At 60.4% G+C, this 9,495-nt stretch carries 7 protein-coding genes and 1 pseudogene; 3 read left to right on the plus strand and 5 right to left on the minus strand.

The window, feature by feature from the left end:
* Positions 1-178: 178 nt before the first annotated feature.
* Positions 179-1,111 (plus strand): MBL fold metallo-hydrolase, encoded by a 933-nt coding sequence (locus ACOCMH_RS12325; protein ID WP_427307237.1) that lies wholly within the window; start codon positions 179-181, stop codon positions 1,109-1,111.
* Positions 1,112-1,266: 155 nt separating this feature from the next.
* Here ACOCMH_RS12325 and ACOCMH_RS12330 read toward each other — a convergent pair whose 3' ends face one another.
* Positions 1,267-2,484: a zinc-dependent alcohol dehydrogenase gene (locus ACOCMH_RS12330; protein ID WP_427307238.1), complete on the minus strand. Its 1,218-nt coding sequence runs from the start codon at positions 2,482-2,484 to the stop codon at positions 1,267-1,269.
* Positions 2,485-3,016: 532 nt separating this feature from the next.
* Here ACOCMH_RS12330 and gstA point away from each other — a divergent pair.
* Complete coding sequence (gene gstA, locus ACOCMH_RS12335; RefSeq protein ID WP_427307239.1) at positions 3,017-3,625, plus strand: glutathione transferase GstA; 609 nt, start codon at positions 3,017-3,019, stop codon at positions 3,623-3,625.
* Positions 3,626-4,136: 511 nt separating this feature from the next.
* Here gstA and ACOCMH_RS12340 read toward each other — a convergent pair.
* The 4 genes from ACOCMH_RS12340 to ACOCMH_RS12355 all read right to left on the minus strand — a co-directional run bounded on the left by ACOCMH_RS12340 (position 4,137) and on the right by ACOCMH_RS12355 (position 8,186).
* Positions 4,137-5,111, minus strand: a complete 975-nt coding sequence (locus ACOCMH_RS12340; protein ID WP_427307240.1) for a Bug family tripartite tricarboxylate transporter substrate binding protein — start codon at positions 5,109-5,111, stop codon at positions 4,137-4,139.
* Between the two features lie 288 nt (positions 5,112-5,399).
* Entirely contained in the window at positions 5,400-6,341 is a 942-nt protein-coding gene (locus tag ACOCMH_RS12345; protein WP_427307241.1) for a LysR substrate-binding domain-containing protein, read from the minus strand.
* Positions 6,307-7,329 (minus strand): thioredoxin-disulfide reductase, encoded by a 1,023-nt coding sequence (gene trxB / locus ACOCMH_RS12350; RefSeq protein ID WP_427307242.1) that lies wholly within the window; start codon positions 7,327-7,329, stop codon positions 6,307-6,309. The genes ACOCMH_RS12345 and trxB overlap by 35 nt, the downstream gene beginning before the upstream one ends.
* Before the next feature lie 86 nt (positions 7,330-7,415).
* A complete protein-coding gene (locus tag ACOCMH_RS12355) occupies positions 7,416-8,186 on the minus strand; it encodes a glutaredoxin domain-containing protein (protein WP_427307243.1) in 771 nt (256 codons plus the stop codon).
* Positions 8,187-8,380: 194 nt separating this feature from the next.
* On the opposite strand from ACOCMH_RS12355, the pseudogene ACOCMH_RS12360 reads away from it, so the two are divergent.
* Positions 8,381-9,390: pseudogene (locus tag ACOCMH_RS12360) on the plus strand (IS110 family transposase); the annotation flags it as partial.
* Positions 9,391-9,495 lie beyond the last annotated feature (105 nt).

A 9,495-nucleotide genomic window follows, 5' to 3' on the forward strand; every position in this document is an offset into this window, starting at 1 on the left:
TTCGGTCAACATACTGAAGGCCTTCGCGAGGCTACTGGCGTTCGCTCCCCCTGCCTACAATCGGTTGCAACGATGGTCGCACAAGACGTGCGACGTCGAGAAGCATGTCCGCGCAACGAAGCGGAACGCCCCTGCCGCCTGATGCGGTTTACCCACCCGATTGACAGGACTACTGAAGATGAGCGAAACCACCCGCAATGTGCAGCCGGTTACCGCCAGGCTTGGCAAAGAAGGTTCTGGCGAACTTGTGCCTTCCCGCTACGCCGTGCGCGTGGGCGACGTCGACGTCGTGCTGATCAGCGATGGCATTCTGCCGCTGCCGACCTCTACCATGTCCACCAACGTGAGCCAGGCGGACCGCAACGAATGGTTCGATGGCCGTTTCCTGCAACGTGACGTGTTCGACTGGGCGCTGAATATCGCGCTGGTGCGCAGCGGTGAACGCCTGATCCTGATCGACTCGGGCGTGGGCGACGGTTTTGAGTATTTCACGCGCGCCGGTCGGTCGGTGATGCGCCTGGAATCGTCGGGTATCGACCTGGCTGCGATCACCGATATCGTGATCACCCATATGCACATGGATCACGTCGGCGGACTGAATGTGGATGGCGTCAAGGCCAAACTGCGCCCGGACGTGCGGATCCACGTAGCGGCGGCGGAAGTGGCGTTCTGGAAGAATCCGGACTTCAGCAGGACGGTAATGCCGGAGGCAGTCCCTCCCGCGTTGCGCAAGGCTGCCGCAAAATTCGCTGAGCTCTACAGCGAAAACATCGTGCCGTTCGACCAGGCAGTGGAAGTCGCCGCGGGCGTGTCGGCGCGCGTAACCGGCGGGCACACGCCGGGGCACTGCGTCGTGGACGTCGCATCGAACGGCGAGAAACTGACGTTCGTGGGCGACGCGATTTTCGAAGTCGGCTTCGACCAACCCGAATGGCAAAATGGCTTCGAGCACGATCCCGAAGCGGCTGTGGACGTCCGTATCGCGCTGCTCAACGAAGCCGCGGAAACCGGTGCCCTGCTTGCCGCTGCGCATGTCGCATTCCCGTCCATCGGCCACATTGCAAAGAACGGCAAAGTCTTTCGCTTCGTGCCGGTGCAATGGGATTACTGATGGATGGGCGACGACCGACCGTGGTCGTATAGATTGCCCAGCGCGGCATGCGCAGCGACCGCAAGCGATGCGTTCAATGCTTGAGGATAGCTGTCGTCCCTGGAGGGCAAGACAGGTTCTCCGCTCGCGCGGCGGAGAACCCCAAGGCGCCGTGGCTAGTGGACCGACCCCGGCTGCAGTTCGACCTTGATCCAGCCGGGCTGGCGCAAATCAAAGGCCTGGTAGGCCTCGATCGCCGAGGTCATCGGCTCGCGCCGCGTCAGGATGGCGGCCGGGTCGACCGCACCGGTGCGCACCAGTTCGACCAGCCGCGGGATATAGGCGCGGTGGTTGCAGTTGCCCATGCGCACGGTCAGGTTCTTGTTCATCGCCGCGCCGATCGGGAAACTGCGGTCGGTGGGCGGATACACGCCGATGATCGACAGCGTGCCGGCCTTGGCCAGCGCGCGGATGGCCCAGTCCAGTGCCTGCGCCGGCGCGTCCCCGGGAACCCAGTTGCCCTGCGCCGACGGGTGGGCATGCGGCGCCAGGCGCGCGGCCTCCTGTTCACTGTCCGGGATGGACGGATCTTGCGCCGCCGGACCATGGTGCGCGTGCATGGCATCGACGCCCACGGCATCGATAGCCCGGTCCACGCCAATGCCGCCGGTCAGCTGCACGATGGCCTCCACCGGATCTTCGGTATCGAAGTTCACTACCTCCGCGCCCTGCGCGCGCGCCATGTCGAGCCGGTCCGGCACCGCATCCACGGCAAAGATGCGGCCCGCGCCCATCAGCCTCGCCGATGCGATCACGAACTGCCCCACCGGGCCGCAGCCGAACACCGCCACCGTATGGCCAGGATGGATATTGGCGAGGTCGGCGCCGAAATAGCCTGTCGGGAAAATGTCGGAAAGCATGATCGCCTGCTCGTCGCTAATGTTGTCCGGCAGCTTGACCAGGTTGACGTGGGCGAACGGCACCCGCGCTTTTTCTGCCTGCAGCCCCTGGAACGGCCCGGTCTGCTCGGGCCCGCCATAGAAGGCGGTGCCAGCCTGCTTGCCGTGCGGGTTGGCGTTGTCGCACTGCGCGTAGTAGCCGGCGCGGCAGTACGAGCAATAGCCGCAGGCAATGGTGGACGGGATCACGACCCGGTCGCCCACGCTGAGGTTGCGCACGCCTTTGCCCACCGCCTCGACCACGCCCACGCCCTCGTGGCCGAGCACGGTGCCGGGCGCCAACCCTTCCATGGTGCCGCGCACGAAGTGCAGGTCGGTGCCGCAGATGGCACTGGCGGTGAGGCGCACGATGGCGTCGGTATCCTGCTCGATTACCGGCTCTGGCACGTCATCGAGCCGGATGTCGCCGATACCGTGAAATACAACCGCTTTCATGGTGTCCTCCACATGAAGCCGGAGCCACCTCCGGCGAAGTCACTGGGAGTACCGATGCTGCAAGGAACATTCCCGAGGGCTACCCGCAAGGCGCCGGCGCAGGGAGCGGAGGCCGAAAGCGCGCCCTGGCAATTTCTGCTACGCGCCTTGCAATCCATTCCGGCGCGCGCAGGCACCAGGGCTTCAAGGCGCGTCACACAGCGAGCCTTCTGCTGCAGAGCAGCCCGAAGACTGCCTTGGCGAGGTTGCAGGTGCCGCAGCGTGCGCGGCCGCGTCGTCGTCATGGCGTGCCACAGGCTCCGGCAACCCGGCGGACACAGATGACTCGGGCATGTCGATTGCTAAATCACACCTGGCGCCCGAACGATCTACCACACACCTAATGTGGCAACCGGCCCGCCGCGCTGGCCGCTGCGCGCAGCCACTTGCGGCTCAGGCGGCAAGTATCCGCGTCGTGCCGCGATCGAGGTCCCGAGCCGGCGCGCCATCCCGCTTGTTACGCTGGCGCCCCCCTGTCAAGGAGACACGAATCATGAAGCTGTACTACGCTCCCGGCGCATGCTCGCTCGCGCCACATATCGCCCTCATCGAGACCGGCCTTCCCTTCTCCACCGAGCGCGTCGACTTGCGCGCCCAGCCGCACAAAACCGAGCGTGGCGCTGACTACAAGACCCTCAATGCCAAGGACTACGTGCCAACGCTGGCGCTCGATAACGGCGATCTGCTGACGGAGGCGGCTGTGGTGCTTCAGTACATCGCCGACCAGGCCCCGGAAAAAGGACTGGCTCCGGCGTGCAATACGCTTGAGCGCTATCACTTGCAGGAATGGCTGAATTTCATTTCGTCGGAACTGCATAAGGGCTTTGGGCCATTCTGGAAACCCGACACGCCGCAGGAACAGAAAGACGCGACGTGGGAACGCCTGTCACAGCGGTTCGACTGGATGGCCCCGCAGCTCACGGACAAGGACTACCTGATGGGGCAGTTCAGCGTCGCCGACGCCTACCTGTTCACCATCCTGAGATGGCCCGACCATTTCAAGCTGTCGCTTGAACGCTGGCCTGCGCTGCAAGCGTTTCGGTCGAGAGTTGCCGCGCGCCCCGCGGTGCAGCAGGCGCTGAAGGATGAGGGTATTGGTTGACCTACGGCGCCACTGCCTCACTTGCCATGCTGTTTGCCGTGGGCGTGGCGCCCGGTCGCCGTTGTTCTGGCGACAGACCATTCTCGAACACGGGCAAAGGAGCGGCTCGACTGGAAAGGAATTTTGACATAGTGGGGGTATGGCAGGCAGTGTGCTGTAGGCCGGCCAGCATGTCGCACTTGACCCGCTCTTGCCTCACAAATGAGTCGAGGTGCATCGTGCGCTGTTAGGGATGCGACGCAGACACTGCAGCAGACGCAGGAGGTGGATTTTCGGTCGAGATATGCATTGAATCTTGCGCATTACCTGCTTGTCAGAACAGGGACAGTGCAACATAAGCGCACGACTCGGACAAGGCTGGCGGGCGCGAAATAGAAGCTGCCCCGCGAGCCCGTTTGGGGCGCCCTATGACGACTGCGACCCGCCGTGCATGATCCACGGCGATTATGTCGACGCAGGAGTGAGTCGCGCACTCCAAGAGAAGTGCACGACTTGTTTGCGTCTTCCCGCACTAGTTGTCGAGTTTCACCCCGGACTGGGCGACGATATCCTTCCACTTGACGTAGTCTGCCTGCACGAAATCGGCAAACTCCTTCGGCGACATCTGCTTAGGCTCCGCACCCTGCTCATGGATGGCTCGAATCACCGAAGGAGAAGAGAGAACCTTGTTGACCTCGGCGTTGATGCGGTTCACGATCTCCGGCGGGGTCTTCGCCGGCGCAAACAGCCCATACCACGTGCTGACATCTACCTCTTTGTATCCACTTTCGGCTACAGTCGGGACGTCTGGGAGAGAGGAACTTCGCTTCGCAGAGGTGACAGCTATCGGTCGCAGCGTGCCAGCTTTGATTTGCGCAAGAACGGACGGGACTGAGGCCACCATCAAGTCAACATTGCCGGCGATGGTGTCCGGAATCGCAGCACTCGATCCCTTGTAGGGAACATGCAATAGTTTGATACCCGCTGCACGGCTGAAAATCTCGGCCGCCAGATGGACCGTTGTACCACTCCCGGGAGAACCATACTTAAGCGAGCCCGGCGCGGCGCGTGCAGCTTTCACGACGTCACCAAGTGTCTTGAGCTTGGAATTGACCGATGTAACCATGACAATGGGCGTATAGGCTACATGGCTGACCGCGACAAGATCGCGGCCTGGTACATAGGTTACGGACTTGTAGATCCACGGAGCCACGGACAAATTGTCCTTCTGGCCCATAACCAGGTCATAGCCGCCTGGCGCGGACCGTACAATGTCTGCGATCCCGACGGTCCCCCCAGCCCCAGGCTTGTTCTCTGGCACGAAGTTCCACTTCGTCGCCTGTGACACTTCTGTAGTCACCAAGCGAGTCAGAATGTCCGAGCCACCGCCGGGCGTCCATGGAATAACGACTCGGATTGGCTTCGTCGGCCAAGGCGAACTGGCCTGTGCCTGCGCGCTAGTGAGTCCGCACGCCATCAGAAAGATGGCAAAGATTGTCTTTATCACCTTGTGTCTCCTTTAGTTTAAGTCTTGATGCCGCGAGCATTCTCGGCTCGATGGCATTGTCGTGTACTAAACCCGGCAAACGTGAAACGACCCAGCCAAGTAATTAAGGCTTAAGGAATTTCAGAAATTAATCTGAGGGCGCTCAAACGAGCCTATCGTCCTCAACAGCGGAGCTTTCGGCTGACGAAGTAGCACCGCACAGAGATCAGTTCTGTATCATTTGCCCCGTCTCCAACCAAAATTTGAGTCTAGTCATAGGCTCCTTGGATACTTGAGAAAGTAACCGCGTTAGCTGCCTGATAACGTTCTGAGACTGGTCCCCTGCCAGATCCGATCCTTTACCAGATCCGTCATGACGTCGCGGAGCAGCTTATAGACCGCATCAGTCGCAGCGCTGGATGCATTGAGAGAGGAGGTACAAACTGAGAGGGGGCGTGTGAATTGCTGGGCACGAACCTTCAACACCTGTACCTCTCCAGCAGCTTCCTCCTTCGCGACCACTGCCCATGGAAGGAATGTCGATGCGATGTTCTGGACCACACACGCCTTCAACAGCGTGAGCGAATCCAACTCCGCAACCGGCTTGAAACTTAGCCCGGCGATCGTACAGGCGGTATCCACCACCAAACGCATGCTGTTGCCAACGGCAGGCATCACGAGCTTCGTCTCCAACGCCTCTTCCAGGCTGATACTCGTCCGCCCCTTATCCGAAAAAGGACTATTCGGTGGGCAAACATAGAAGAGTTCCTCGTCCAGCACTGTCTGAATCTCAAGTCCTCTTGGCGCATGATCAAGGAACAGGATAGACATATCAAGTCGACCGCTTAACGTGAACTCTTGTAGCAGAACACTCAGTCCTTCGACAATCTGCAGCCGCACCAGCGGAAGGTGCTCATGGCATGCACGGATCATTGCAATGCCAAGTAGCTCTGCCATGGCGGACGGCAAGCCAAGGCAAACTGTGCCGCATGGTTCGGCACTAGCGTTGGCCACGTCCTCTTGCGCGATCTCCGCCTGACGTTGAATCAGCCGGGCGTGGCGATACAGAAGGCGCCCGGGCTCCGTCAGCGTTACACCTGTGGAGCGACGCAGGAACAGTTGGTTGTGGAGTTCGCTCTCCAGTGCTGCGATTTGGGTACTGATTGCCGATTGGGCAACGTGCAATTGATCGCTAGCCTTGGATATGCTTCCTAAATCAGCAACTTTCAGAAAGTACTTCAGTTGTCGCATGTCCATCGTCGTCTGCCTTTCCAGCCGCCGGGCCGTTTGCATATTCCTCGAGGTAGCGATGAGCATCGAGGGCAGCCATGCAGCCTGTCGCGGCGCTAGTAATAGCTTGACGATACACCTGATCCTGAACGTCGCCCGCAGCGAACACCCCCGGGATGCTGGTCATGGTCGCGTAGCCATTGAGGCCTGACCTCGTGATGATGTAGCCATTGTCCATCTCCAACTTGCCAGCGAAGATGCCGGTATTCGGGGAATGACCGATGGCAATGAAACAGCCCTTAACGGATACCTCTTCAGTCTTACCATCGGCAAGTTGGCTGAGGCGCACGGCGGAGACTCCGTGCTCGCTCCCTAGTACTTCATCAAGGACGGCTCCCAACTTCAAGGAAACGACACCCTCTCGCACTTTGTCCATCAGGCGACCAACTAGAATCGGCTCGGCCCTGAGCTTGTCCTTCCGATGGACGAGAGTGACCCGACTGGCAATGTTCGATAGCAGCAGTGCTTCCTCGACTGCGGTGTTTCCCCCACCGATCACGCAGACGTCCTCTCCTTGGTAGAAAAATCCGTCACATGTGGCGCATCCGGAAACGCCGCGCCCCATGAAGTCCTTTTCCGATGGCAACCCGAGCCACTTAGCAGATGCGCCCGTCGCGATGATGAGCGTGTCACATGTGTAGGTTCCACCTTCGCCGTGAAGCGTGAATGGTCTTTCCTCGAGCGACACTGCTCGGACGTGATCCTCCACAATCGTCGTTTCGAACCTTGCAGCATGATCGCGCAACCGCTGCATGAGCTCGGGACCTTGTACGCCGTTTACATCGCCTGGCCAATTCTCCACGTCCGTCGTCGTGGTCAACTGCCCGCCAGGCTCACGCCCGGCGATGAGCATCGGTTTGAGATTCGCTCGCGCCGCATATAGGGCGGCGGTGTATCCGGCAGGCCCCGATCCGACGATGGCGACCTTGGCATGTTTGATAGCGGTCATGCTGCAATCCTGATGACAAACGATTCGTTCCGCTCTTACTCGAAGCGGCCGGGATTAATGGAATTCGCTTTGTGAGGTTAAGCGGATTATTCCCAGAGACCTTGCGGCATTGGCAGGCCTTCGTAATCCTCCTCAGAAAGGGTCACTGGCAATTTAATCCCCTTTTCACTGAGCAAGGCAATCAATTGGCGCGTATGCTGGGCCGAGTGCCACGTGGAGCGTTCCAGGAATTGGTGCAGTGGATGTTCGCCGTAGAACATTTTCAGCACCTGGGTGCAGGACTTATCGTCAAGCTTTGCCCACCATGCTTCCACCCTTTCCTTGAGTTCATTGCCCTCTCGAAGGATGTCGTCGATGCTACTGATGCGGTCTGGTGCGTCAACGTTGGCAACAATTGTCCAGTCTTCGAGCCCCTCCAGTACCGTTTGGAGAAATGCATCTACGACCTGGAAGATGTGATAGCTGAGGTCGCGATAGGTGCGCGGTCGTCCCGGAAATACGGGGCTGTTAAACAATTCATCCGGCATCTGCGGTGTGATGGCGAGCGCCACGGTTAGTACCTTCATCCACTTTTTTACCAAGACTTCGGGTGGCAGCCGGTCCATGACAGCATCGAGTCGGTCAACGAAGCGTGCCACGTCCTCGATAGACTGCGCGTAGACGTATTGGTCCCCTTTCGAGACCACTGGAACCGACCTCGCTCCTAGCCGGCGCAATTCATTTCGACCCTCGGTATCCGACAGCACGTTGACCGATTTGAATGGGATTTCGTGGCGGGTCAAAAACTCCTTGACGCGCACACAGCTCGAGCAGCCGGGTTGCCAGAAAACGCTGTACGGGTGGGTGGCACTGTCCATTTGTACTTCCTCTCGGTTTGAATGGGTTGGTAGAAGTATCGTAGCCATGCGTCCGTACACTCGGAAACATGGTTTCCCGATACCACCATCTGAAATGCAGATGGCGGCTTAGGGTCGCCCAAACCAGCCTTTTCCATAACGACGTGCAGAATATGCCGCATATGGCACATATTCTGAGCTTGGTCGAACACCCCAACGAGAAGTGGTCGCTGCCAGCAGGTGTGCGCGTCGTCGTAAGCTACGAGGCCGGCCAGGACGGGTTTTGGATCTCTCGGGCGCTTCAGGCGGGCGCCATCGAGTGCTACGTCATCGATCCGGCCAGCATTCCGGTTGAACGCCACAAGCGGCGCGCGAAGACCGGCCGGCTCGATGTCATCAAGCTGGTGATCAACCGGCGCGCATGGCTACGCGGTGAGCGCGATCGCATGCACGTAGTTCACATGCCATCGCCGCGGGACGAAGCGTCGCGGCACCTGATGCGCGATCGCAGGCAACTGCAGAAGGAAGTGCTGCAGCACCGCGACCGCACGCGCAAACTGCTGGCCACGTTCGGTTGCTGGGATGAAGTGGATCACATGCACTTCGCCGGCCGGCTCGCCCGTGACGAGGTGAAGTGTCACGACGGCGCGCCGTTGCCCTCCGAAATGCGCGAGCGGCTGCTGCGCGAGTGCGAACGGCTGGCGCTGGCGCAGCAGCAACTCGCGGCGCTGGAGAAGACGCGGCAGGCAAGCCTGCCCGCACCCGCGCGCCAGCGACGCGATGACCTAGCGCGCCTGAAGGGGATTGGCGAAGTAGGCGCGTCGCGCCTCGCGCTCGAATTGTTCTGGAGGGAGTTCAGCAATCGGCGCCAAGTGGGTGCCTGTACGGGGCTGGTGGCCCAGCCCTACGACAGCGGCGAGAGCCAGGTCGACCAGGGCATCAGCAAACAAGGCAACCGACGAGTGCGCGCGTTAGTGGTCGAGATGGCATGGTGCAGGCTGCGCCACCAGCCCGATAGTCTACTCACGCGCTGGTTCAACGCACGCACCCAGAGCACGGGCCAAACCGGCGGGCCCGGCGCATCGCAATCGTTGCCGTCGCACGGCGACTCGCCATTGCGCTGTGGCGTTATCTGAAAGACGGGCCAGTCGCGGACCTTACCATACTGGGACCGCGACTGGCATCGAAGCACATATGTCTCATTTACCTTGGAAGCCGCCATTAAGCGGGGCGGGATCGAAGGGCCGCTTCGGGTCGGAAGCGGAAATCCGTGGTCGCTGCCGGCCAGCGACCCACGATCGCCCGTCTACGGCCCGTTTGAGACGTCGCG

The organism is Cupriavidus sp. H39 (genome assembly GCF_050271075.1).
Taxonomy (GTDB): domain Bacteria; phylum Pseudomonadota; class Gammaproteobacteria; order Burkholderiales; family Burkholderiaceae; genus Cupriavidus; species Cupriavidus necator_B.

What these genes read in the sequence shown, in the direction of transcription:
- ACOCMH_RS12325 (WP_427307237.1), top strand. Translation starts at nt 179, where the DNA reads ATGAGCGAAACCACCCGCAATGTGCAGCCGGTTACCGCCAGGCTTGGC.
- ACOCMH_RS12330 (WP_427307238.1), bottom strand. Translation starts at nt 2,484, where the DNA reads ATGAAAGCGGTTGTATTTCACGGTATCGGCGACATCCGGCTCGATGAC.
- gstA (WP_427307239.1), top strand. Translation starts at nt 3,017, where the DNA reads ATGAAGCTGTACTACGCTCCCGGCGCATGCTCGCTCGCGCCACATATC.
- ACOCMH_RS12345 (WP_427307241.1), bottom strand. Translation starts at nt 6,341, where the DNA reads ATGCGACAACTGAAGTACTTTCTGAAAGTTGCTGATTTAGGAAGCATA.
- trxB (WP_427307242.1), bottom strand. Translation starts at nt 7,329, where the DNA reads ATGACCGCTATCAAACATGCCAAGGTCGCCATCGTCGGATCGGGGCCT.
- ACOCMH_RS12355 (WP_427307243.1), bottom strand. Translation starts at nt 8,186, where the DNA reads ATGGACAGTGCCACCCACCCGTACAGCGTTTTCTGGCAACCCGGCTGC.